Source organism: Pseudomonas lundensis (genome assembly GCF_001042985.1).
Classification (GTDB): Bacteria; Pseudomonadota; Gammaproteobacteria; order Pseudomonadales; family Pseudomonadaceae; genus Aquipseudomonas; species Aquipseudomonas lundensis.
In genome coordinates this window covers 167,426-190,870 of sequence record NZ_JYKY01000003.1, presented here as the reverse complement: position 1 = coordinate 190,870, position 23,445 = coordinate 167,426, and the positions used below count along the sequence as shown (strand labels likewise).

The 23,445-nt window shown below is 61.2% G+C and carries 20 protein-coding genes; 11 read left to right on the top strand and 9 right to left on the bottom strand.

What is annotated here, in order from left to right:
- The first annotated feature begins 3 nt into the window (after positions 1-3).
- The 8 genes from TU74_RS03910 (at position 4) to TU74_RS03875 (ending at position 9,051) form a co-directional block, all read left to right on the top strand.
- Positions 4-1,035, top strand: a complete 1,032-nt coding sequence (locus tag TU74_RS03910) for a hypothetical protein (RefSeq protein WP_048375187.1) — start codon at positions 4-6, stop codon at positions 1,033-1,035.
- Positions 1,036-1,076: 41 nt separating this feature from the next.
- Complete coding sequence (locus TU74_RS03905) at positions 1,077-3,020, top strand: vWA domain-containing protein (RefSeq protein ID WP_175441921.1); 1,944 nt, start codon at positions 1,077-1,079, stop codon at positions 3,018-3,020.
- A 10-nt stretch (positions 3,021-3,030) separates the two neighbouring features.
- Entirely contained in the window at positions 3,031-3,735 is a 705-nt protein-coding gene (locus TU74_RS03900; protein WP_047279587.1) for an ABC transporter ATP-binding protein, read from the top strand.
- Positions 3,719-4,942: an ABC transporter permease gene (locus TU74_RS03895; protein WP_048375183.1), complete on the top strand. Its 1,224-nt coding sequence runs from the start codon at positions 3,719-3,721 to the stop codon at positions 4,940-4,942. The genes TU74_RS03900 and TU74_RS03895 overlap by 17 nt, the downstream gene beginning before the upstream one ends.
- Positions 4,932-6,479: a formylglycine-generating enzyme family protein gene (locus tag TU74_RS03890; protein ID WP_047278829.1), complete on the top strand. Its 1,548-nt coding sequence runs from the start codon at positions 4,932-4,934 to the stop codon at positions 6,477-6,479. Before TU74_RS03895 ends, TU74_RS03890 begins: the two co-directional genes overlap by 11 nt.
- A gap of 33 nt (positions 6,480-6,512) precedes the next feature.
- Complete coding sequence (locus TU74_RS03885) at positions 6,513-7,247, top strand: hypothetical protein (protein WP_047278827.1); 735 nt, start codon at positions 6,513-6,515, stop codon at positions 7,245-7,247.
- A gap of 4 nt (positions 7,248-7,251) precedes the next feature.
- Complete coding sequence (locus TU74_RS03880) at positions 7,252-7,755, top strand: lipoprotein (protein WP_047278824.1); 504 nt, start codon at positions 7,252-7,254, stop codon at positions 7,753-7,755.
- Positions 7,756-7,818: 63 nt separating this feature from the next.
- Positions 7,819-9,051, top strand: coding sequence for a vWA domain-containing protein (locus TU74_RS03875; protein WP_048375180.1), 1,233 nt, complete (start codon positions 7,819-7,821; stop codon positions 9,049-9,051).
- Between the two features lie 33 nt (positions 9,052-9,084).
- On the opposite strand, the gene TU74_RS03870 is transcribed toward TU74_RS03875, so the two are convergent.
- A complete protein-coding gene (locus TU74_RS03870) occupies positions 9,085-10,005 on the bottom strand; it encodes a LysR substrate-binding domain-containing protein (protein WP_047278820.1) in 921 nt (306 codons plus the stop codon).
- Positions 10,006-10,157: 152 nt separating this feature from the next.
- On the opposite strand from TU74_RS03870, the gene TU74_RS03865 reads away from it, so the two are divergent.
- Positions 10,158-11,543 (top strand): NorM family multidrug efflux MATE transporter, encoded by a 1,386-nt coding sequence (locus tag TU74_RS03865; protein WP_048375178.1) that lies wholly within the window; start codon positions 10,158-10,160, stop codon positions 11,541-11,543.
- Between the two features lie 21 nt (positions 11,544-11,564).
- Here TU74_RS03865 and TU74_RS03860 read toward each other — a convergent pair whose 3' ends face one another.
- Positions 11,565-13,232, bottom strand: a complete 1,668-nt coding sequence (locus TU74_RS03860) for a putative bifunctional diguanylate cyclase/phosphodiesterase (protein ID WP_047278816.1) — start codon at positions 13,230-13,232, stop codon at positions 11,565-11,567.
- 263 nt (positions 13,233-13,495) lie between these two features.
- Here TU74_RS03860 and rep point away from each other — a divergent pair, with 263 nt between their 5' ends.
- Complete coding sequence (gene rep, locus TU74_RS03855) at positions 13,496-15,505, top strand: DNA helicase Rep (protein ID WP_048375177.1); 2,010 nt, start codon at positions 13,496-13,498, stop codon at positions 15,503-15,505.
- A 56-nt stretch (positions 15,506-15,561) separates the two neighbouring features.
- Positions 15,562-16,134 carry a xanthine phosphoribosyltransferase gene (locus TU74_RS03850; protein WP_047296491.1) on the top strand — a complete coding sequence of 191 codons (573 nt, stop codon included), beginning with the start codon at positions 15,562-15,564 and terminating at the stop codon, positions 16,132-16,134.
- 69 nt (positions 16,135-16,203) lie between these two features.
- Here the strand turns inward: TU74_RS03850 and TU74_RS03845 are convergent, their stop codons facing one another.
- The 7 genes from TU74_RS03845 to dadA form a co-directional block, all read right to left on the bottom strand.
- On the bottom strand, positions 16,204-18,132 hold the full coding sequence (locus tag TU74_RS03845) for an acetyl-CoA hydrolase/transferase C-terminal domain-containing protein (protein WP_048375176.1): 1,929 nt from the start codon (positions 18,130-18,132) through the stop codon (positions 16,204-16,206).
- A 109-nt stretch (positions 18,133-18,241) separates the two neighbouring features.
- Entirely contained in the window at positions 18,242-18,988 is a 747-nt protein-coding gene (locus TU74_RS03840) for an S-type pyocin domain-containing protein (protein WP_053069956.1), read from the bottom strand.
- A gap of 299 nt (positions 18,989-19,287) precedes the next feature.
- Positions 19,288-19,701, bottom strand: coding sequence for a c-type cytochrome (locus TU74_RS03835; RefSeq protein ID WP_048375174.1), 414 nt, complete (start codon positions 19,699-19,701; stop codon positions 19,288-19,290).
- A gap of 182 nt (positions 19,702-19,883) precedes the next feature.
- The gene (locus tag TU74_RS03830; RefSeq protein ID WP_047278802.1) at positions 19,884-20,432 is read right to left on the bottom strand and encodes a cupin domain-containing protein; all 549 of its coding nucleotides are present in this window, start codon (positions 20,430-20,432) and stop codon (positions 19,884-19,886) included.
- Between the two features lie 127 nt (positions 20,433-20,559).
- On the bottom strand, positions 20,560-21,636 hold the full coding sequence (gene alr, locus TU74_RS03825; protein ID WP_047279581.1) for an alanine racemase: 1,077 nt from the start codon (positions 21,634-21,636) through the stop codon (positions 20,560-20,562).
- Between the two features lie 98 nt (positions 21,637-21,734).
- A complete protein-coding gene (locus tag TU74_RS03820) occupies positions 21,735-22,088 on the bottom strand; it encodes a RidA family protein (RefSeq protein ID WP_047296497.1) in 354 nt (117 codons plus the stop codon).
- Positions 22,060-23,361: a D-amino acid dehydrogenase gene (dadA, locus tag TU74_RS03815; RefSeq protein WP_047296499.1), complete on the bottom strand. Its 1,302-nt coding sequence runs from the start codon at positions 23,359-23,361 to the stop codon at positions 22,060-22,062. Before dadA ends, TU74_RS03820 begins: the two co-directional genes overlap by 29 nt.
- Positions 23,362-23,445: the final 84 nt, after the last annotated feature.

Sequence of the window (23,445 nt, the reverse complement as noted above, 5' to 3'; positions counted from 1 at the left end):
GCAATGACCATTCGAGTCGACTTGTTCAAGTTGCAACCCCACATCGCCGGTCAGGGCTGCCTGTCGGTCAAAAAATGGCAAGGCGGCCATGAGTGCCTGGAGTTTTCGATCCAGCGCAATCAGGACGGCCACTTCCTTCAGGGCGACCAGCACTGGAGCAACAGCCCGTACTGGTTCAAGGTCGCGCATTTCAGCGTGGGGGCCACTGAAGAAGAATTGGAAACCGTGGTCGGCCCGCAACTGATCGACCCGGTGCTCGAAGGCGGGGCAAATGCCCAGTTCATGATCGAGCTGCGCGAACAGGGCGGTGGCGGGTACAGCGACCGTGGGGTGCTGAAACCGGCGGTGGGCTTGCAACCGTCGTCAGCGAACACCGAAGAAAAGCTGCCCGAGCACAAGGACACCGGTGAGCTGCCGCCTCCGCCCGCCCCGGCGCAGCCTGAACCGGCGCCCGTGGTTGAGCCGGAGCCGGTCGTCGAACCCGTCACCCCGCAACCAGACCCTGAACCCACCCCGGCCCCGGCCCCGCCTGTGCCTCGCCAAAAATCCTGGTTGCTGCCTTTGATCATCGCCCTGGTGGTGCTGGCGGCCATTGCGGTGGGCGCCTGGTTCTGGCTGAACAAAACCCCTGCGGCCCAAGCGCCTGCGCCTGAACCGGCCCCCGCCCCTGCACCGGCAATCACGGGCGTCGAAGCCTGCACGCTGGAGAGCATGAGCACCTTGCCCGAGCTGACGTTTGTGCAAACCTGCATCAAAAAAGCGCCGGGCAGCGCCGAACTGCTGGAAATCATCAACGTCGCCAAGGCCAACAACCACTGCGGCGTCGCCCAGCGGCTGTACGCCAACCGTGCACAGGCCGGTGATCTGCCCATCGCCATGGCCTACGCCCATGAGTACGACCCGAAATTCCATCAGGCCAGCACCTGCTTTGCCGAGCCGGACAACGCCACGGCCGCTTACTGGTACGAAACCATTCTCAGCCAGGACCCGGACAATGCCGACGCCAAGGCGCGTTTTGAGGAGTTGAAGCCGTGAGCCGTTTTGCTTTGGCCGCCAGCGCCCTGCTGGCCCTGTGCATGGGCAGTTCGCTGGCCTGGGCCGACGACAAGCCGCTGATTCAGGAAGGCAAGAAGACCCTGTTCCAGCGCGTCCTCACCACGCCGGGCTGCGCACTGAGCAGCAGCGCGGGTGGCGCCGCCGGGGCGGCTCAGCCGACATTCAGCCGTTTCTACGTGTACGAGCGGGCCGACGCCGGCAATGCCCAGTGGCTCAAGGTCGGGCCTGACAGCTACGGCAAAACCATCGGCTGGCTGCCGGCCAGTTGCACCACGGACTGGAAGATGCAGCTGACACTGGCCTTCACCAACCCGGCCAACCGTGATCGCCTGATGTTCTTCAAGGACCGCGCCACGCTCGAAGGCATCCTCGACGCGCCCGACCCGGTGAGCAAGGTGGCGCCGCTGCGGGCCAAACTCAAACAGGGCACGCTGGCGCCGGGTGTACTGGCCCAGGAGCCGGAATACTTCGTCGACCTGCACAAGCAGTTCTACCTGCTGCCGGTGTTGAGCGGCGAAGAAGTCATGACCGAAGAAGGCTTCCGCACGCGTTTGCTCAACGTCGCGTCGGTGAGCAAGGCCGAGGACAAAGCGGTGCAAGCGGCCCCCGCCAACGCCGCTGACGCGGGCGCGGTGAAAACCAGCCAATTGAAAGAATTCAGTGCGGCCGTGGTGTTTGTCATCGACTCCACCATCTCGATGGACCCGTACATCGACCGCACCCGCGAAGCGATTCGCAAGGTCTACAAACAGATCGAAAGCGAGAACCTGGGCAATCAGGTCAAGTTCGGCCTGGTGGCGTTTCGTTCCAACACCCAGGCGGTGCCGGGGCTGGAATACGTGACCAAAATGTACGCCGACCCGAACAAGGTCACCGGCAGTGAAGACTTTTTGGCCAAGGTCGCGGACCTCAAGCAAGCCAAGGTCTCCAGCAAAAGTTTCGACGAAGACTCGTATGCCGGTGTGATGCACAGCATCGAGAAGGTCGACTGGTCACAGTTCGGCGCCCGGTATGTGGTGTTGATTACCGACGCGGGTGCTCTTGAAGGCGATGACAAGCTCAGCAGCACCGGGCTCAGCGCCGATCAGGTTCGCCTTGAAGCGGCCAACCCTGGCGTGGCGATTTACACCCTGCACCTCAAAACCCCGGCCGGGATCAAGGATCACGGCAAGGCCGAGGCGCAGTACCAGAACCTGTCCACCTACCCCGGCACCAACACCTCGCTGTACTACCCGGTCAATGCCGGTGACGTGCAGGCGTTCGGTCAGAAGGTCGATGCGCTGGCCGGTGCCATCACCGCGCAGGTCAAGGCCGCCTACATGGGCGATGACGCCATCGGCAGCGCGTTGAATGCCAAGCAGGACGTGGCTGTTCAGAAAGATCCGGCCGAGCAAAAAATGCTCGATGACGCGGCCTTGATCGGTCATGCCATGCAACTGGCGTATCTGGGTGAAAAAACCAACAGCCAGGCGCCGCCTGTGTTTGAGGCGTGGATCACGGACCGCGACCTGATCAAGCAAAACATCCCCACCACCGATGTGCGTGTGCTGCTGACCAAAGCCCAGCTCAGCGATTTGAGCGACGTGATGAAACAGATTCTGGACGCGGCCAACGAAGGGTTGATCTCACCGACGGAAATGTTTGATCGCCTGCGTTCGGTCGCGGCGACCATGGGCGCCGACCCCAACCAGCTCAAGCAGAACGGCAACGCCAAGTTGGCGGACATGGGCGTGCTCGGTGAGTACCTCGAAGACCTGCCGTACCAGAGCGAAGTGCTCAACCTGGACGAAGAAACCTGGAAGAGCTGGGACGGTCTGGCGCAAGAACGCTTTATCCGCAACCTGAGCACCAAACTGCGCCACTACCAGCGTTACAACGCGGACGTGGACCGTTGGGTGGCCTTGGCCAAAGACAGCGATGCACGGGACAACGTGTACCCGGTGCCGCTGGAAATGATGCCTTAACGGGACGCCCATGCTCGATATTCAGGACATGTGGGTGCGCCGGGGCAGCGGCGCCCAGGCGCACAATGTGCGTTTGCCGACGTTGCAGGTGAAGCCCGGAGAAATTCTGGCCATCACCGGCGAAAGCGGCTGCGGCAAAAGCACCCTGCTCGAAGCCATCGGCTTGTTATTGCAGCCCGTGGAGCTGGGGCGATTTCGCCTCGGCCCGGCGACGGCCTCGCTGGATATCGCGCAGATGCTTGCCGCGAATGACCAGCCCGGTTTGTCGGCCGTACGCTCGCGGCACTTGGGGTTCATCCTGCAAAGCGGCGGCTTGCTGCCGTTCTTGAGCGTGCGCGACAACATCAGCCTGCCCCGCCGCTTGCTCGGCATGCCCGCCGACAGCGCGCAGGTGGATCGGGCCGTGCAGGCACTGCGCCTCGACGGTTTGCTGGGCAAGCTGCCCCAAGCCTTGTCCATCGGCGAGCGCCAGCGGGTGGCCTGTGTGCGGGCCATCGCCCATGAGCCGCAGGTGTTGCTGGCCGACGAACCGACGGCCGCGCTCGACCCCCACAGCGCCCGGCGCCTGTTCGAATTGTTACTGAGCCTGGTCAATGAGCTTGGCTTGAGTGCGCTGGTGGTGTCCCACGATTGGGCGCTGGTGCGCGACTTTGGCTTACCGCGCCTGGGCGCGATCAGCCGTCAGGGAGAAACGCTGTTTGAAGCCATGGATTAGCCGTCTCGGCCTGCTCGGCAAGCTGGCGGTCGACGACCTCTGGCATGACCGTAAGGTGTCGTTTTGCATTGCTGCCTCGCTGGTGGCAGTGATTGCGCCGCTGTTGCTACTGTTTGGCCTCAAGCACGGCGTGGTCAGCCAGTTGCAGAACGAACTGCTCAGCGACCCGCGCAACCTCGAAGTGAAAATGCTCAGCAGCGGCAATTACGACGCGGCCTGGATCGCGCGGTTGCGTGAGCAACCCGAAGTCGGCTTTGCCATTGGCCAGACCCGCTCGCTCAACACCCAGGCTGATTTGCTGGTCGGCCTGCAGCGCTTTGTCGAAAACGCGGAAATTATCCCCAGCGAGGCCGCTGACCCGTTGCTCAACCTGCCGCAGATCCACCTGAGCGGCCAACAAGTGATCCTCAGTGACCGCGCCGCGCAACGCTTGCAGGCCAAGGTCGGCGACAGCGTGCGTTTGCGCGCAACCCGGCGTCTGGACGGCATCAACGAACGCGGCGAACTGACCTTGCAGGTGGTCGCGGTGCTCGACGCCGCCCGTTTCGGCCGGGCCGCGGGGTTTGTCGCGCCACCGTTGCTGCTGGCGCTGGAGCGGTTTCGCGACGGTTATCAGGTGCCCGCGTTCGGCCTCGACACCGGTCAGCCTCTAGGCCACCTGCAACCGCTCTACGCCAGGGCGCGGGTGTACGCCCGCGACGTGGATGGCGTCGCGCCGCTGGAGCGCTGGTTGAACGGGCAGAACATTGAAACGTCCAGCCGCCTGGCCGACATCGACAACGTCAAAGCCATCAACCACGTGCTGGGTCTGATTTTTGGCGTGATCGCCGGGGCGGCGTTGATCGGCTGCATTGCGTCGATGATCGGCGCGTTTCTGGCCAACATCGACCGCAAACGCAAAAGCCTCGCCGTGCTGCGGCTGCTCGGTTTCAGCAGCCCGGCGGTGGCGGGGTTCGTGATCGCCCAGGCGATGCTGTTAAGCCTTGCCGGGTATCTCGGCGGGCTCGCGTTTTACGGGGTTGGCAGCCTGCTGTTCGACCACCTGCTCGGCAGCAGTCAGGCCACGGGCACCTTTGTTTGTCACATCACTGTCTGGCACGGGCTGGCGGCCCTGCTGATTGCACTGTTGGTCGCTGCACTGGTCGCCGTGATCGGCGCGCTGCGGGCCATCAGCATCCAACCTGCGGAGAGTTTGCGTGAGCTATAAACGTGTTGTGTTGCTCGCATCCCTGAGCTTCGGCTACTTGCTTAACGCTTCGGCGGCAGGCTGGGACGAGAAGTATTTCAACCCTGTGCCCGACGCCAGTGACGTGGTGCTGCCGATGCCGTGCGACGGCTCGATGGTGTTTCGCAAGGTGTTCATCCCGGTCACCGGCCCGCTGGACGATTACCCGATCAACATTGGTCAGGACAGCCCGGACTGGGGTTATGTCGAGCAAAAGCGCCCCGCGTTCATTGCGGGCAGCTTCACCGGTGCCAAGAACGACAAGTCCCGTTACTACCTGATGGCCAAGTACGAGATGAGCCAGTTGCAGTATCAGGCGCTGACCGCCGAGACCTGCCCGACCCCGTCGAACAAACTGCGCCTGCCGCAGGTGGCGGTGAGTTGGGTGCAGGCCATCGATGCCGGGGACAAGTACAACCTGTGGTTGCGTAAAAACGCCGCCGACAAACTGCCGAAAGAAGATGGTGCGCTGGGCTTCCTGCGCCTGCCCACGGAAACCGAGTGGGAATTCGCGGCCCGTGGCGGGCTGGAAGTCGGCGCGGCCGAGTTCAGCGACACGCGCTACCCGATGCCCGACGGTCTGAATGCCTATGAGTGGTTTGGCGGCGCGCAGTCGTCCAACGGCAAGCTGCAACTCTCAGGGCTGCAAAAGCCTAACCCGCTGGGCCTGCACGACATGCTCGGCAACGCCGACGAAATGATGTTTGAACCCTTCCGCCTGAACAAACTGGACCGCCAGCACGGTCAGGCCGGTGGTTACGTGGTGCGCGGCGGCAACTACCTGACGCCGCAGGCCGATCTTCGCACCGCGTTGCGCAAGGAAGAGCCGTACTACAACGCTGACGGCCAGGTGAAAAACAAAACCACCGGTTTGCGCCTGGTGCTGGTGTCGCCCACCCTGACGTCCCGCGAGCGCGTGGGCAGCATCGAGAAGAGCTGGAAAAAACTCGGCACGGGCGCCCAGCAAGGGGATGCGTCGCAGGACAAAGGCACGGTTCAGGAGTTGAACAACCTCGCTTCCGCGGTGGAAGACAAAGCCCTCAAAGAGAAGCTGCAAGCGCTGGAAAACCAGCTGCGCGCCAGCAACCAGCAGCAGGAAGAGACCCGCGACCAAGCCATTCGCGCCAGCCTCAACCTGGGCGCGTTCCTGTGCACCAAGATGCTTGATGACGGCCGCTACCTGGATTTCTTGCAGAAAAACTACGCGCTCAACTGTGAATCCGAAGACAAAGACCCGAGCTGCGACATGCGCAAGGGCAAGCTCGACGAGCAAAAGGACCGCCTGCACAAACTCAGCCGCTATTACGCCAGCAGCCTGGTGGAGTCCGCGTCCTTGTACGGCCAGCCGTTGCTGGAGCCGCAAGTGCCGGTGATGGAAGAAATCATCAGCCAGAACAAACAACTGCAAGAACTCAAACCGTACCTGCGCACCCACTGGGCCAATCAGAAGACCTACCTGCAAAAGCAGAAGATCGACACTGACGCTTGGCTGAGTAGCTGCAAGTCCGTCACCCAATAAGCCCTGAAACCCGCTTCAACAAGGAGAAATACAATGATGCGCCGCCTCTGGTCCTCTTCGAAGTTACTGGTCAGTTTCATGCTCACCGCCAGCGTGCTGCTGACCGGTTGCGCCAGCACTGGCAGTGGCATGTTGGGTTCGGGCGCCCCGGCACCCGATCCGCGCCTGACCCAGGGCACCGATGCCGAGTTTTTCAGCAAGTCGGGCTATCAGGCGTGCGCCATGGGCGCGGGGGCTGCGGTGTTGACCTGTGCCCTGAGCAACTCCGGCAACAAAGCAGTGTGCATGATTGCCGCAGGCGTGGCGGCGTGTGGGGTGGCGATGGGGGCCAACTACTACGTGGATCAGCGTCGTAGCGAATACGCCAACACCACGCAGCGCTTGCAGAAGTACAACAGCGACGTGCAGTTGGACACGCAAAAGGTCGTCACGCGCACCGCCACGGCTCAGCAAGTGATTAACGATGACAAGGCGCAGATCGCCCAGATCAAACGCGACCTGGCCAGCAAAAAAATCGACAAGGCTCAGGCGCAACAGCAGATTGCCGCGATCGACAGCAACATCGATCAACTGCGCAGCGAAGTGAAAAACATGCAGACCAAAGTCGCGGGCTACAACGACGTGGTGAAAGTCGAGCGCGCCCAGGGCAACGCCCCTGAGTTGAAGCAGATCGACGCCAACATTTCGAAGATGAACGAGAAAGTGGCGAGCCTGCAAAAAGAAGTCGATGGCTTGTACAGCCAGCGTTCCGCGATCACGTTGGGTTGAGACCATGAACGTACGATTGATGCTAGGGGTGGGCGCGTTGCTGGTGTTGTCCGGTTGCGCCACCCAACCGGGGGAATGCGATGCCACGAACCGTGATGCCAGCCTGTTCACCAAAGTGAACTGCGACGCGGGCGGCGGTTACAGCGAGCAAATCCGCCAGAACGAGGCGGCGCTGGCCAAATCCCAACAAGAAAACGCGATGTTCCATCAGGTGTACCAGGACATTGCCGCGCAACAGGCGGCGTCGCGCAATGACTTGCTGGCGCAGCAGAAGTCCCAGGCGGCGCTGAACCAGTCCCTGAGCCAACTGCTGGGTTCGCTCAAGACCCGCAGCGGCAACAAGGCGCAGGTGCAGCAGCAAATTGCCGCGCTTGAGCAGCAGCTCAAAGCCGCGCAAGCCAAGCCCGCCAGCACCGGCAACGCCAAGCAAATGGCGGCCAAGCAACAGGAACTCAAGGCGCTGCAAAAGAAAGTCAACCAGCTGCAATTCAGCCTCGGTTACGAATAAGCCCTTCTGCTTGACCCGGTCGGCAGCCTGGCGCTGCCGACGTCTTTTTCAGGAATTCACCCCATGCAGCGCATTACCCGGGACGAGCACGCCACGCCACACGGACTGGACGCGCTAAAAGACAAAATCGCCCTGATCCTCAAGCACTTCCCGCCGTCGGTGGCCAGTGTCTACGCGATCCCGCGCATTGGCAGTGGCGACGTGGTGGAGTGGTGGACCGAGCTGGGCGGCCAGCCCACGCGCTTTCATGACTTGAATGAAGACCAGCAGGCGGCGTTGCTGGAGCGCTATCGCCAGCGGCAGGAAACCCTCGGGTTACTGGCCGATGAACTGGTCACCCGCGGTCAGCCGGAGCAGGCCGCCAGTTTGCGTACCCTGATTGGTGCGCCCGATCTGAACAACCTCTACAGCATCAATGGCGATCCGGTGGTGGTGCGCTGGGGGTTGCAGGCACAACCCGCGGTGGCGACCCCGGCGCCTGCGCCCGTTGCCGCACCCGTTGTGGTGCGGCGCCCACGGCGTCTCTGGCCGTGGTGGCTGCTGGCGCTGTTTCTGCTGCTGGGCTTGTTGCTGTGGGCGTTATGGCATTGGCGCTTGCCGCCGATGAACCTGTTGCCGGTGCAGAGCAATCCTGTGTGCCGTGCCAGCACGCCGCAAGGCAGCGAGTTGCCGCCTGAGTTTGTGGTGATCCTCGACACATCGGGTTCGATGAACCTCAACATCAACGCGACCAAGGACGATGAGGACTGGTACTTCAAGAGCCGTCCCCAGCCCGAAGACAATGACCCGCGCACGGTGAACATCTTCGCCCCGCAAACCCGTCTTGACGTCGCGAAAACGGCGCTGACCGGGATCATCAACAACTTGCATCCGGACATCGATACGCGGCTGATGACCTTTGCCGGGTGTGCCCGCCAGCCGGACCACGGGGTCTTCAGTGCGGCACAACGCCCGCAATTGATCGCCGGGATTCAGGGGCTGCACGCCAACGAAGGCACGCCGCTGGCGTCGAGCCTGAAAAAGGCGGCCCGGCAGGTCAATGGCCGTGATCGCGACGCGGTGATCGTGATGTTTGTGGACGGCGACGACGGCTGCAATGAAAACGTCTGCAAGGTGGCGCAGCGCATTGCTGTCGAACAACCGCGGCTGCGGGTGAATGTGGTCAACATCGGTGACAGCTCGCTGTCCAACTGCATTGCGGAAAACACCGGCGGCAGCATCTACTCCAGCCGTAACGCCAGCGACTTGGCCAACGCCCTCAAACATGCCACCCAGGCTGTTTCAGAGTGCGAATGACCCTGTCGTAGCGTGAGGCCGGGCGCGCCAGCCTCACGCCAGCCGCCGCACGTCGGGCAGCTCCATGGCGGCGACTTCTTGCTGCAAGAAGTCGCTCAGGCGGCGTAAGCGCTCGCCGCCGGGCCGGGTTTTTGGCCACACCAGGTAGTAGTTTTCGCCGCTGGCCACGGCGGTTGGAAACGGCAGGCTCAACCGCCCCTGTGCGACGTCCTCGGCCACCATCAGCAAGTCGCCCATGGAGATGCCATACCCGCGCGCCGCCGCGATCATCCCCAGTTCGAGGGTGTCGAACACCTGCCCGCCCTTGAGCGACACCTGCCCGGTCAGGCCCTGACAGTCCAGCCAGCGGCGCCAGTCGCGACGGTCAGGCGTGGGGTGCAGCAACTCGGTGCCCGCCAGCCGTGAGACATCCCACGGTTGCTCGTCGAGCAGGTTGGCCGCGCCCACCGGGATCAGCATTTCCGGGAACAGCAAGGTGCACTCCCAGTCAGGCGGGAAGTGGCCGTTACTCAGCAACACCGCGCAGTCGAACGGCTCCTGATTGAAATCGACATGGTCGATGTCCATCCACGCGCTGGTCAGCTGGACTTCGTTGCCCACCTGCAAGTGGCGAAAGCGGCTGAGTCTGGCCAACAACCAGCGCATGGTCAGGGTCGACGGTGCCTTCATGCGCAAGATGTCATCTTCTGCGCGCAAGGTGGTGCAGGCGCGCTCCAGTGCGAGGAACCCCTCGCGCACGCCCGGCACCAGTAAGCGTGCGGCTTCGGTCAGTTGCAGCGTGCGGCCATTGCGCTGGAACAGTCGACAGGCAAAGTGCGCCTCCAGGGTTTTGATGTGGCGGCTGACGGCGCTTTGGGTGATCGATAACTCATCGGCCGCACGGGTAAACGAGCTGTGACGGGCAGCGGCTTCAAACGCGCGCAAGGCATACAGCGGAGGAAGGCTACGAGACATGAGGAATATTCCATGTATACGAGAGGTTTATGCGGGCATAAAGGTATTTGATATGAGTTTTAATCATGCCATAGATCGTTTTTATCCCTTTGCTTAAATCACTGAAGGCGCCGAGAATCCAGCCTTTCAACGTATCTTAAGAATTCATACCGATGACCAAACAGCATTCTGCACGTATCGAACTCGGCGCCATCATGCGGTTGGCTGGGCCGCTGATTGCTTCGCAGTTGGCGCACATGCTGATGGTGCTCACCGACACCCTGATGATGGCGCGCCTGAGCCCCGAAGCACTGGCGGGCGGCAGTTTGGGGGCGGCCAGTTATTCGTTCGTGTCGATTTTCTGCCTGGGGGTGATTGCCTCCGTGGGCACGCTGGTGTCGATCCGCCAGGGCGCGGGCGACATCGAGGGCGCGACCCGTCTCACCCAGGCCGGCGTTTGGCTGGCGTGGGGGCTGGCGCTGGGCGCTGCATTGATCCTGTGGAACATCAAGCCGGTGTTGCTGCTGTTCGGGCAAACCCCGAGCAACGTCGAAATGGCTGGTCAGTTCTTGTTGTTACTGCCTTTTGCACTGCCCGGCTACATGACGTTCATGGCCTTGCGCGGCTTTACCAGTGCGATGGGCCGCCCGGTGCCCGTGATGGTCATTAGCGTCATCGGCACCGTGGCCAACTTCCTGCTCAATTACGCGCTGATTACCGGCATGTTCGGCCTGCCCAAACTGGGGTTGATGGGCATCGGCCTGGTGACGGCGATTGTGGCCACGGCCATGGCGCTGGGGCTTGCCTGGCATATTCATCGGCACCCGGCCTACGACGCCTATCCGCTGCGCAAAGGGCTGTCGCGGCTTAACGTGCCGTACCTGCGCGAACTGTGGCGCTTGGGCTTGCCCATCGGTGGCACCTACGCGGTGGAAGTCGGGTTGTTTGCCTTTGCAGCCTTGTGCATGGGCACCATGGGCAGCACGCAACTGGCCGCGCACCAGATCGCGCTGCAAATTGTGTCGGCTGCGTTCATGGTGCCCGCGGGCATGTCGTATGCGATCACCATGCGCATCGGTCAGCATTACGGCGGTGGCGATTTGTTGCGCGCACGCCTGGCGGGACGGGTCGGGATCGGCTTTGGCGCGGCGACCATGCTGTGCTTTTCGGTGGTGTTCTGGTTCTGGCCCAAGGAGCTGGTCGGCCTGTTGCTGGACTACGACAATCTGGCGTTCCGCCCGGTGTTCGAGCTGGCGATGAGCTTGCTGGCGGTGGCGGCGTGGTTTGAGCTGTTCGACGGTGCGCAAACCATCGCCATGGGCGCGATTCGCGGGCTGAAAGACGCCCGCACGACCTTTCTCGTCGGCTTGTTCTGCTACTGGGCCATTGGCGCGCCGCTGGCCTGGTTGCTGGCGTTCACCTTCGACTGGGGCCCGGCGGGCGTTTGGTGGGGGCTGGCATTGGGGCTCGCGTGCGCGGCCATCAGCCTGACTCTGGCGTTCGAGTGGAAGATGCGGCGCATGCTCAGGCGTGCGCACAACGCCGCGATCCGCCTGTAGGCGTAGCCGAGCCTCGCGACGTTAGCGCGAGGCCGCCTCGCGCTTGCCCATGGCCTGGCTCAAGAAGGCCACCAGTTCGGTCAGTGGCAAGGGCTTGCTGATGAAATAGCCCTGTACCTGATCGCAGCCAAAGCTACGCAGCAGGGCCAGTTGCTCGGGGGTTTCGACTCCTTCGGCGACCACTTCCAGCTTGAGGTTGTGCGCCAGGTTGATCATGGCGGGCACCAGCTTGCGGTTTTCTTCGCGACTCTCCATGCCGCCGACGAAACTTTTGTCGATTTTCAACAAGGCGATCGGCAGGCTGTTGAGGTGCACGAAAGAAGAAAACCCCGTCCCGAAGTCGTCCAGCGAAAACCTCACGCCCAGCCGCCCCAGCGCATCCATCGTCTGCTTGACCAGGTCGCTGCGCCGCATCACGGCGGTTTCAGTCAGTTCGAATTCCAACCACTGCGCCTCGACCCCGCGCTCGCTAATCAAGCGGCTGAGGGTGGAGAGCAACTGGCTGTCCTGAAATTGCCGGAACGACAGGTTGACCGCCATGTGCAGCGGCGCAAACCCGTGTTCGCGCAGGGCTTGCATGTCGCGCAGCGCCCGGGAAATCACCCAATAGCCCAGCGGCACAATCAACCCGCTTTGTTCGGCCAGCGGCACAAACTCGCTGGGAGCCAGCAGGCCACGTTCGCCGTGACGCCAGCGCACCAAGGCTTCAAGGCCGACAATCTGCCCGGTGCCCAAATCCAGGCGCGGCTGGTAATGCAGCTCCAGCTCGTCGCGGCGCAGGGCGCGGCGCAGTTCGCTTTCAAGGTCTGCTAGGCTGCGGGCGTTGCGGTTGATGCGTTCATTGAACAGGTGAAACGTGCAGCCTTGCGTGCTCTTGGCCTGCTGCATGGCGATGTGCGCATGCCACATCAGCGGATCGGCCCCGGCGTTGGCGCGCGCATGGGCGATACCGAGGCTGCAACCGATCAACAGGCTTTCGCCGTCAATCCAGTAAGGTTCGGCCAGCGCTTCGGTGATGCGTTCAGCGATCTGCTCGGCGCGTTCGGGGGCGCGGCGGGTGTCGATCAACAAGGCGAATTCGTCGCTGCCCAGTCGGGCCAGTTGATCGCCCGCTTCCAGCTGGCTTTTGAGCCGGGCCACCACTTGCAGGATCAGGCGATCCCCCGCCTGGTGCCCAAGGGCATCGTTGGCGTGGCGAAAGTTGTCCAGATCCAGATGCCCGAGGGCGATGCCGCGGCCTTCACTTTCCGCCAGACGCACGGCCAGCAGGGTCTGAAAGCCCTGGCGGTTGGCGATGCCGGTCAGCGGGTCTTCTTCGGCCAAGCGCTGCAAGGTGTGTTCGAGTACGCCGCGCTCGCGAACATGCCGCAGGCTTCGGCGCAATAAATCGGTCGTCAGGTTGGACGCCACGAACCAGTCGCTGACCCCTTGCGGCGAGGCATCGGGTTCAGCCTCCAGCAGCAGAATGGTCGATAACCGGCAACGGCCCGGTGCGGGTTGTAGCGCGGGGGTGGTGAGCAGCAACGCATTGCGGTCGTTTTCGAACAGATAACTGACCGATTCCCAATTCGGCGCACACACAAGAACGGCAACGGTTTTTATGGGCGCCAGACACTCGCGCAACAACGCTGCCCAAGAAGGCTCTTCGGCCAATAGCAGCAAACGCAAGGGTTCGACAGGCGTAGACAAGCTGGCTCCCTAGACTCTGCAGTAATTTCAGGCGGTGAGCATTATGACGCGCCGACGACCAATGGCAAATGACATTGGTTATCAAATACATATTTGTGGTCCACCTCTCACGGTAGCCTCAAATCCGCCCGGCATCCTGCGCGAAAGTAACAAAAGCAGCAAATTTAGACAGAGTGCTACGTCACACTGTCGCAGAGTGGCAGCAATATTTGCTCAGCCTGTTAAAATGCCCGCCCTTTTCAGATACGACCCCCTGACTCGTCATGTCCCGACTCAATCCCCGGCAGCAAGAAGCCGTGAGCTACGTCGGCGGCCCTCTTTTGGTGCTCGCCGGCGCGGGCTCGGGCAAAACCAGCGTGATTACCCGCAAAATCGCGCACTTGATCCAGAACTGTGGCATCCGCGCCCAGTACATCGTCGCCATGACCTTTACCAACAAGGCGGCGCGCGAGATGAAGGAACGGGTCGGCACATTGCTCAAAAAGGGCGAGGGCCGTGGCCTGACAGTGAGTACGTTTCACAACCTGGGGCTCAACATCATCCGCAAGGAGCATGCGCGGCTGGGCTACAAGCCGGGTTTTTCGATCTTTGACGAAGCGGACGTCAAAGCGCTGATGACCGACATCATGCAGAAGGAGTACTCGGGCGACGACGGGGTCGATGAAATCAAGAACATGATCGGCTCGTGGAAAAACGACCTGATCCTGCCTGCCAAGGCCCTTGAGGACGCCCGCAACCCCAAGGAACAGACGGCCGCCATTGTCTACACCCACTACCAGCGCACGCTCAAGGCGTACAACGCGGTGGACTTTGACGACCTGATCCTGTTGCCCGTCAAGCTGTTCGAAGAGCACGCCGACATCCTTGAAAAGTGGCAGAACAAGGTGCGCTACCTGTTGGTGGACGAATACCAGGACACCAACGCCAGCCAGTATTTGCTGGTCAAGTACCTGATTGGCACGCGCAACCAGTTCACTGTGGTGGGCGACGACGACCAGTCAATCTACGCCTGGCGCGGCGCCCGCCCGGAAAACCTGATGTTGCTCAAGGACGATTACCCGTCCCTGAAAGTGGTGATGCTGGAGCAAAACTATCGCTCCACCAGCCGCATCCTGCGCTGTGCCAACGTGCTCATTTCCAACAACCCGCACGCGTTCGAGAAGCAACTGTGGAGCGAGATGGGGCATGGCGATGAAGTGCGGGTCATTCGCTGCCGCAACGAAGACGCAGAAGCCGAGCGTGTGGCGGTTGAAATCCTCACGTTGCACTTGCGCACCGACCGGCCCTACAGCGACTTTGCGATCCTCTATCGCGGGAACTATCAGGCCAAACTGATTGAGCTGAAATTGCAGCACCATCAGATTCCGTATCGTCTGTCTGGCGGTAACAGCTTCTTCGGACGTCAGGAAGTCAAAGACCTGATGGCCTATTTCCGCTTGATCGTGAACCCGGATGACGACAACGCCTTCCTGCGGGTGATTAACGTGCCGCGCCGGGAAATCGGTTCCACGACGCTGGAAAAACTCGGCAACTACGCCACTGAACGCAAAATTTCGATGTACACGGCCACCGACGAAATCGGCCTGGGCGAGCACCTCGACACCCGTTACACCGACCGACTGGCACGCTTCAAGCGCTTCATGGACCGCATCCGCCAGCAGTGCGCGGGCGAAGACCCGATAGCCGCGCTGCGCAGCATGATCATGGACATCGACTACGAGAACTGGCTGCGCACCAACAGTTCGAGCGAGAAAGCGGCGGACTACCGCATGGCCAACGTCTGGTTTTTGGTCGAGGCGTTGAAAAACACCCTCGAAAAAGACGAAGACGGCGGCATGACCATCGAAGAGGCCATCGGCAAGCTGGTGTTGCGTGACATGCTCGAACGTCAGCAAGAAGAGGAAGACGGCGCCGAAGGCGTGCAGATGATGACCTTGCACGCGTCCAAGGGCCTGGAATTCCCCTACGTGTTCATCATGGGCATGGAAGAAGAAATCCTGCCGCACCGTTCCAGTATTGAAGCCGACACCATTGAAGAAGAACGGCGCCTGGCCTACGTCGGGATTACCCGCGCACGTCAGACGCTGGCGTTTACCTTTGCCGCCAAGCGTAAACAGTACGGCGAGATCATCGATTGCGCGCCTAGTCGCTTTCTGGATGAGCTGCCCCCGGACGACTTGGCCTGGGAAGGTAACGACGACACCCCTACCGAAGTTAAAGCGGTTCGCGGAAATACGGCATTGGCCGATATACGCGCCATGCTTAAACGCTAAAATCGACTATTTTTCACTCTACCTTCAGCGCATAAGCGCTATTTGAGGACGTTACGTTGGAAGCACTGCACAAGAAAATTCGCGAAGAAGGCATCGTGCTTTCCGATCAGGTTTTGAAGGTCGACGCCTTTTTGAACCATCAGATCGATCCGCAATTGATGAAAGAGATCGGCGACGAGTTCGCGCGTTTGTTCAAAGATGCGGGCATCACCAAGATCGTCACCATCGAAGCGTCGGGCATTGCACCTGCGGTGATGACGGGTTTGAACCTGGGCGTGCCGGTGATTTTTGCCCGCAAGCACCAGTCGCTGACCCTGACTGAGAACCTGCTGACGGCGACCGTTTATTCGTTCACCAAGCAGACCGAAAGCACCGTTGCGATCTCGCCGCGTCACCTGAAAAGCACCGACCGCGTGCTGGTCATCGATGACTTCCTGGCCAACGGCAAGGCTTCGCAGGCACTGATTTCGATCATCAAGCAAGCGGGCGCCACGGTTGCAGGCCTTGGCATCGTGATCGAGAAGTCGTTTCAGGGCGGCCGTGCCGAACTGGACGCTCAGGGTTATCGCGTTGAGTCGTTGGCTCGGGTCAAGTCCCTGACCGACGGCAAAGTGACCTTTATCGAGTAAGGCGTTGCCTCTTTAACCGCTGGCCACGCCGTGCGCCGCCAACGGTTAAAGCACGTGCGTGCCTGTGTTTCAGTGCGGCTTGGCGGTTGCCTGTAAACCCGCCAGCAGCAAGCGCTGATACAACTCTTCGCGCAGGCCAGTGGGCTTTGCCAGTTGCATGCGCGCCAGGTGCTCCGGGAAGGCATGGGGCGCGGGTGCGTCCAGCGTGGCCTTGCCCAGTTCATAGATCTGCGTGAGTTTGAATTTGCTCTTGAGCCAGTTCAGGGCTCGCAGCAGGTCTTGCTCCTGCGCGCTGAAATCACAGCCCAGCGGGTACTCCGGGAACAGGTGCGGATGGCGCGCGGCGATGGCGTGCAAGCGCTCCGGGCTGTTGTTGGCAAAGCGCGGATCCAGGCAAAAGTCTTTGGGCAGCTTGCCGATGTGCTGAGCCTGCTCGATGAGCGCGGTCTGAAAGCGTGAGTCCGTAATGTTGAGCAAGGCTTCGATGACCTTGCGGTCTGTCTTGCCGCGCAAATCAGCGATGCCGTATTCGGTGATCACGATGTCGCGCAGGTGGCGCGGGATGGTGCAGTGCCCATATTCCCAGACGATGTTGGAACTCACCTCCCCGCCCGACTCACGCCAGCTGCGCAGGATGATGACCGAGCGTGCGTCATGCAGGGCGTGCCCCTGCGCGACAAAGTTGTATTGCCCGCCCACGCCGCTGAGTACGCGGCCGTCTTGCAGTTGATCGGCCACCCCGGCGCCAAGCAGGGTCATGGTGAACGCGCTGTTCACAAAGCGCGCGTATCGGCGTTGCAGGCGTTTCAATGCTTCCTGGCCGTACAGCTCGTTGATAAAGCTGATGGCGGTCATGTTGAATTCGCTGCGTTTGCTGTGAGGCACCTCCCGCAGGCGTTGGTAAAAACTGGCCGGGCCGAGGATGAAGCCGCCATGCACGCACACCCCGTCAGTGTGCAGGCTCTCGTCAAGCATGCCCGTGTTGGCGAGCGCCTGACGTTCGGCGTCCGGGTACACCTTGCGCCGCACGATGCCCGCGTCCACCAACACCATCAGCCCGTGTACAAACATTTCACTGCAACCGTACAAGCCTTGGGCGAAGGGCACGATGCCGCCTTCTGCTTCGATCAGGTTGTGCCAAGGGCTGATGTCCAGGTCGTCGAGCAAGGCGCGATAGCCTGCGTTGTCGGCCTGACGTGCCAGTAATGCCGCCACCAGCGCATCCCCCATGGCACCGATCCCGATTTGCAAGGTGCCGCCATCGCGCACCAGGGTGCTGGCGTGCAGGCCGATAAAGTGGTCTTGCAGGCTCACCGGCATATTGGGTGTGGAGAACAGCGTGGTGCGCTCCTCCTCCTCGATGAGCAGGTCAAAATCGTCGGCTGTCATTTCGGCGTCGCCGGGCATGAACGGCAGGTCGCTGTGGACGTGGCCCAGCATCAGGATGGTCTCGCCCGCGGCCCGACGCTTGGCGATCATCGGCAGCAGATCCAGGGTGATGTCGGGGTTGCAGCTCAGGCTCAGGCGATTGGCATCCTGCGGATCACGGGCGATGAGTTGCGCGACCAGATTCAAGCCATTGGCGTTGATGTCGCGGGCGGCGTGGCTGTAATTGCTGCTGACGTAGTCTTGTTGGGCCGACGGGCTGTTGAGCAGGCTGCCCGGCTGCATGAAGAATTGCTCGACGTGGATGTTGTCCGGGAGGCTGTTGCGGTGCAGGTCGGCGAGGTAGTCCAGCTCAATGTAGTCGCCAAACACCCGCTCGATGAACGGTTCGAGAAACTGCCTTTGCAGCCCTTCGCCCAGAGGCGGGCGGCCAAGGCTGAGGGCGGTGTATATCGTCAGTCGGCGTTCGGGCAGTTGCCTGATGCGTTGGTAGAGCGCGTTGACGAAGCGATTGGCCTTGCCCAGACCCAGCGGTAAACCCAGGTGAATATGCGAGGGAAGCCGCGCCAATACGTCATCGACTGCGCGCTCGATTGAACAGGACTGCACCATCTGATCCTCCAAAACCACCATGTGTAGAGATGTGACTGAGAGTGACGGGTGTTGGTTGCACTGACCAAGACTAACCCCGACCGGCCTGCCCGGAACAGGAACAGCGTGTTTAACCCACGTTGTGGATTTCGCCGGTTTCCGGCAAGCGCACGTTGATCGAAACATACACAGGCGCACGGTGGGCAAGGCCGGGAAACCACACAATGGCGTCTTGATAGTCAGGCGGGTAGACGGGGTTGACCAGCATCGTGTCGGCCTGATCGGAGGGCGGGAACACCCAGGCGGCCGGTTTGAGGGATGCCCCTTCGAGGGGCGCAAGGGGGGCGATGGCCGACGGGTCGGGTGCGGGTTTCCAGCTTATTTCAAGGCCGTTGCCCACGCGGGCGACCCGTTGTTCAGCGTGCGCGTGTGCCGCGATGACGGGGACTCGCTGCCATTCTCTTTTGGTGCCGGTATAAAAACCGTAGGCGCTGATGGCGCCGTCGTGCAGATGTTTGACGGTCAACCTCACACGCGTGTTGCCTTCCGTGAGTTGGCCATATTGCTCGTGACGGTAGAACGCGCTGTCCCCCGAATTGGTGCTGGGCATCAGCACGGTGACGACGACCCGGCTTCGCGGTGGGGCCTTCACGGCCAGGCTGCCCTGCAGGCGGGCGGCGAACAGCCTGGCGCTGAGAGAGCCGCCAATCCAGAGCAAATCCGTATGGTCACCGGCAATGCGGATGTCGGTGCCCAGCACGGCAAATTCGCCGTACTGGGTCAGCGCCTCCACGGGGACGAACTCGTTGTAATTGCTGAAGTCCATCAGCCCGTCTGGCAGCGCACACGACTTGGCGAACACGCTGCCGCGTGCCATCCCTGGCGGGCTTGCAGGTGCGTTGAACGCCGGGACGGCCTTGCGCTGCCGGGTGCAGGCGCGACAGGGGCAAGGGGAATGAGATGAGGCCACACACGTTTCGTACACAGGCATGAGTCGCTGGATGGGTGTGTCGCGATGCTAGCGACATGCCGGTACGGGACACGTAGGAGAATTCTGAGTTTTCTGAACGGTTTGTAACTTGGTCTTTCGGCCTTGCGGCGTAAGGGCCGTGGGCAGGGGTGAAACGGCAGGCACAAAAAAGCCGCCCATCAGCGGCTTTTTTGCAGGAGATCGGTTTATTTCAAACCGGACATCTTCTCGATGGCGCCTTTGAGGTCTTCATCGGAGCAACTTGTGCACGTGCCTTTGGGCGGCATGGCGTTGATCCCGGTGATGGCCTTGGCCAGGATGCCGTCAAGGCCGCCCTGGTGATCTGCGCGTTCTTTCCAGGCGGCGGTGTCACCGATTTTCGGTGCGCCCAACAGGCCTGTGCCATGGCACGCGTTGCAATGCTTGGCGATGATGTCGTCTGCCGACATACCGCCGCCGCCGCCGACCGAGGCTGCAACTTCCATCCCTTTGCATTCCTGGCCTTCAATACAAACTTTACCCACAGGCTCAAGACGTTTTGCGATGTCATCGTTCGTCGTTGCTTGAGCGTTGACTGCCCAAAGGGCCACTACTGCTGCTGGTACGGCCAGCATTTTCATAATTAGGTTCACGCGTTCACCCTCAATGGTGGCTAGTCACGCCCACAACCACGGTTTCGCGGGCGGGCGAAAGTATAACGGTTAGCCCGCCACTCTGAAACAACCCTAAAGTAGAAGGGGTCTTATAAGTGGCGAAATGCAACGTGGGCCGCCTCTGCAGGGCCTGCAGGGCGCCTCTTTTCTTAGAAGTTCGCCGGGGTCGCTGCGCTGATTAGTCGCGCTGCGACGTCGAACGGATTGCGAAAACGATGCGGCTTCGAGCTCTCGAAATAGTAGCTGTCACCCGCCTCCAGCACGAACGTCTCAAGACCTACGGTCAATTCAAGACGACCTTCGAGCAAAATGCCGGTTTCTTCACCGTCGTGGGTCAGCATTTCGTCGCCGGTGTCGGCGCCCGGTGGGTAAATTTCGTTCAGGAAGGCAATGGCCCGGCTAGGGTGCGCGCGGCCGACCAGTTTCATGGTCACGGCACCGTCGGAAATGTCGATCAGCTCATTGGCTTTATAGACAATCTGAGTCGGTGTTTCTTGAAGGATTTCTTCGGAAAAGAACTCGACCATCGACATCGGGATGCCGCTCAGCACTTTTCTCAACGAACTGATCGAAGGGCTGACACTGTTCTTTTCGATCATTGAAATGGTGCTATTGGTGACCCCCGCCCGTTTGGCGAGTTCACGCTGAGATAGCCCTTTCAGTTTGCGGATGGATTGCAGTCGTTCACCGACGTCCAATGCGGGAGCCTCCTGGGGTTCAGATTTAGGTCGAATGGGCGCCATCATGGCGATAGCGTTCAGTATTTACAACACTTCGACTTCAAACCTGCGCAACCGTTTGGCTCCTTATTTGGACGGTCTGCCATCAGCTCCCGGAATAGAGGCGTGGCACACGTTTGAGGTTGCAAAAAATCTGGTAAGGAATGGTTTCAGCATGTGCCGCCACTTCACTGGCAAGGATGTGTTTACCCCACAGTTCAACGGTAGACCCCAGACCCGCCTCTGGCACATCCGTCAGGTCGATGCACAGCATGTCCATCGACACGCGCCCCAGCAATTGGCTGCGTTGCCCGCCCACCCAAACCGGCGTGCCCGTGGGGGCGTGGCGGGGATAACCGTCGGCGTAGCCCATGGCCACAACGCCAATGCGCATGGGGCGGTCGGTGATGAAGCGGGCGCCATAGCCCACCGGTTCGCCGGCAGGCAATTCACGCACGCAAATGACCTTGGACTCCAGTGTCATCACCGGCTGCAAACGTTCAGCCAGCGCATGGGCTTCTTCGAACGGGGTGCTTCCATACAGCATCAGGCCAGGGCGTACCCAGTCGCTGGGCACACTCGGCCAGCCAAGCACCGCGGGCGAATTGCGCAGGCTCACTTCAGCGTTCAATTGAGCGCGGGCCGCTTCGAACACCGCCACCTGTTCTTCGCTGCGGCCGCATCCCAGTTCGTCTGCCCGGGAGAAGTGGCTCATCAACACCACCTTCGCAACGTTGGGGCTGGCGAGCAGGCGTTGGTAAGCCGCCTGAAAGTCCGCCGGATGCAGCCCGACGCGATGCATGCCGGTGTCAAGCTTGAGCCAGACGTGAATCGGTCTGGCGAGCGTGCTGGCGAGGATGTCATCGAGTTGCCACAGCGAGTGCACCACGCACCACAGGTCGTGCTCGACGATCAGCGGCAGTTCATCCTGGGCGGTGAAAAAACCCTCCAGCAGCAGGATCGGGGCACGGATGCCCGCCTCGCGCAGTTCCAGGGCTTCTTCAATGCAGGCGACAGCGAAGCCATCCGCTTCGCCCTCCAGCGCCTGGGCGCAGCGTACGGCGCCATGGCCGTAGGCATCGGCCTTGATCACGGCGAGGGCTTTGGCCCCCGTCACTTCGCGGGCCAATTGGTAGTTATGACGCAGGGCTTGAAGGTCGATCAGGGCACGGGCTGGGCGCATGGCGGGCTTCTAACGGCTAATGAATAAAAAAACGGCGCTACCCGCAGCGTTAACTGCGAGCTGCGCCGCAAGAGGGACTGTTACACGGAGCAGAACAGTTAAGGCAGAGCTGCAATCACTGACAGCTCAACCAGAATTTCGGGTTCGCACAGCTTGGCTTCAACGGTGGCACGGGCCGGTTGCACACCGTTGGGCAGCCATTGGTCCCACACACGGTTCATGCCGGCAAAATCAGCATCGATGTCCTTGAGGTAGATGGTCACCGACAGGATGTGATGCTTGTCGGTGCCAGCCAAATCCAGCAGGCGCTCGATGTTAACCAGCGTTTCACGGGTCTGCTGCTCGACACCCGCATTCATGTCATCGCCGACTTGACCGGACAGGTACACCGTCCCGTTGTGGACGACGATCTGGCTCATGCGGTCATTGGTGAGCTGGCGCTGGATTGCCATGTTTAGCAGTCTCCTGGTGGTTGCCGTAACGCGAAATATCGAGGCCTTCGGTGCTGATTTGTGGCGTTTTCTTGGCCATCACATCAGCCAGGTAACGACCGGAGCCGCACGCCATGGTCCAGCCGAGTGTGCCGTGGCCGGTGTTCAGGAACAGGTTCTTGAACGGGGTCGCACCGACAATCGGCGTGCCGTCTGGCGTGGTGGGACGCAAGCCGGTCCAGAAACTGGCCTGGCTCAAGTCACCGCCGCGAGGATAAAGGTCGTTGACGATCATCTCCAGGGTTTCGCGCCGACGCGGATTAAGCGAGAGGTCAAAACCGGCAATCTCGGCCATGCCGCCGACGCGAATGCGGTTGTCGAAACGGGTGATCGCGACCTTGTAGGTCTCGTCGAGAATCGTCGAGGTCGGGGCCATGTCCGGGTGGGTGATCGGAATGGTCAACGAGTAACCCTTGAGCGGGTAAACCGGGGCCTTGATGCCCAGCGGCTTGAGCAGTTGCGGCGAGTAGCTGCCCAGCGCCAGCACGTAACGGTCGGCCGTTTCGAGCTTGCCGTCGATCATCACACCGTTGATGCGGTCGCCCGCGTAGTCCAGACGCTGAATGTCCTGGCCGAAGCGGAATTCCACGCCCAGGTTCTTCGCCATTTCTGCCAGGCGGGTGGTGAACATCTGACAGTCGCCCGTCTGGTCATTCGGCAAGCGCAAAGCCCCGGCCAGAATGTCGGTGACGCTGGCCAGTGCAGGTTCGACGCGGGCAATGCCGTCGCGGTCGAGCAGTTCGTAAGGAACGCCTGATTCTTTGAGGACGGCGATGTCTTTGGCGGCGCCATCGAGCTGCGCCTGGGTGCGGAACAGTTGAGTCGTACCCAGGTTGCGAGCCTCGTAGGCAATGCCGGTTTCGGCGCGCAGTTCATCCAGGCAGTCGCGGCTGTACTCGGACAGACGCACCATGCGCTCTTTGTTCACGGCATAACGGCTGGCGGTGCAGTTGCGCAGCATCTGCGCCATCCACAGGTATTGATCGATATTGGCGGTGGCTTTGATGGCCAAAGGCGCGTGGCGTTCGAGCAGCCATTTCATGGCTTTGAGCGGCACGCCCGGTGCAGCCCACGGTGAGGCATAACCGGGTGAAACCTGGCCTGCGTTGGCAAAGCTGGTTTCCATTGCAACGGCGGGCTGACGGTCGATCACGACCACTTCAAAGCCGGCTCGGGCCAGATAATAGGCGCTGGCAGTACCAATGACGCCGCCACCCAATACCATAACTCGCATATTTATATCCCTCATCGCGGCCAGCCGCAGACGTTTATTGTTCAAAGCGAAGATGGGCGCAGTATATGAACCATTGGCTAGTGG

Coding starts and splice junctions, on each gene's coding strand:
- TU74_RS03840 (WP_053069956.1), bottom strand. CDS start 18,988: ATGGCACGCGGCAGCGTGTTCGCCAAGTCGTGTGCGCTGCCAGACGGG.
- TU74_RS03880 (WP_047278824.1), top strand. CDS start 7,252: ATGAACGTACGATTGATGCTAGGGGTGGGCGCGTTGCTGGTGTTGTCC.
- dadA (WP_047296499.1), bottom strand. CDS start 23,361: ATGCGAGTTATGGTATTGGGTGGCGGCGTCATTGGTACTGCCAGCGCC.
- TU74_RS03845 (WP_048375176.1), bottom strand. CDS start 18,132: ATGGTGCAGTCCTGTTCAATCGAGCGCGCAGTCGATGACGTATTGGCG.
- TU74_RS03865 (WP_048375178.1), top strand. CDS start 10,158: ATGACCAAACAGCATTCTGCACGTATCGAACTCGGCGCCATCATGCGG.
- TU74_RS03885 (WP_047278827.1), top strand. CDS start 6,513: ATGATGCGCCGCCTCTGGTCCTCTTCGAAGTTACTGGTCAGTTTCATG.
- TU74_RS03820 (WP_047296497.1), bottom strand. CDS start 22,088: ATGGCAATCCAGCGCCAGCTCACCAATGACCGCATGAGCCAGATCGTC.
- TU74_RS03835 (WP_048375174.1), bottom strand. CDS start 19,701: ATGAAAATGCTGGCCGTACCAGCAGCAGTAGTGGCCCTTTGGGCAGTC.
- TU74_RS03870 (WP_047278820.1), bottom strand. CDS start 10,005: ATGTCTCGTAGCCTTCCTCCGCTGTATGCCTTGCGCGCGTTTGAAGCC.
- TU74_RS03875 (WP_048375180.1), top strand. CDS start 7,819: ATGCAGCGCATTACCCGGGACGAGCACGCCACGCCACACGGACTGGAC.
- TU74_RS03910 (WP_048375187.1), top strand. CDS start 4: ATGACCATTCGAGTCGACTTGTTCAAGTTGCAACCCCACATCGCCGGT.
- alr (WP_047279581.1), bottom strand. CDS start 21,636: ATGCGCCCAGCCCGTGCCCTGATCGACCTTCAAGCCCTGCGTCATAAC.
- rep (WP_048375177.1), top strand. CDS start 13,496: ATGTCCCGACTCAATCCCCGGCAGCAAGAAGCCGTGAGCTACGTCGGC.
- TU74_RS03900 (WP_047279587.1), top strand. CDS start 3,031: ATGCTCGATATTCAGGACATGTGGGTGCGCCGGGGCAGCGGCGCCCAG.
- TU74_RS03905 (WP_175441921.1), top strand. CDS start 1,077: ATGGGCAGTTCGCTGGCCTGGGCCGACGACAAGCCGCTGATTCAGGAA.